The sequence below is a fragment of the Thermus sp. FJN-A genome (assembly GCF_054655095.1).
In genome coordinates this window covers 1-236 of record NZ_BAAHSC010000243.1, presented here as the reverse complement: position 1 = coordinate 236, position 236 = coordinate 1, and the positions used below count along the sequence as shown (strand labels likewise).

Here is a 236-nt window from a genome sequence, read left to right as displayed (position 1 = left end):
CGATGAGGGTGGACGAGCTGGAGCATTTGCGCAGGAGGGTGGCGGAGCTGGAGGCCGAGCGGGAGAAGCTCCTCGCCCGCCTCGCCTACCTCGAGGCCCTCGCCCAAAGCCGGAGCCTCTCCCCTTCCGGCCTCTCCCGGGAGCGGGCCCTGGAGCTCCACGCCCTCCTCTCGGCAGTGTGGCTGGATCTGAACGAGGTGCGCCCGGGCCGGGTGCCCGACCTGGACCGGGCCCTC

Annotated in this window: 1 protein-coding gene; it reads left to right on the top strand. The window is 72.9% G+C overall.

All coding sequences use genetic code 11. From position 1 onward, the window contains the following. Nucleotides 1-2: 2 nt before the first annotated feature. Nucleotides 3-236, top strand: a 234-nt coding sequence (locus tag ACYQ0J_RS13585) for a hypothetical protein (protein WP_460172622.1), incomplete at its 3' end; no start/stop codon positions are given.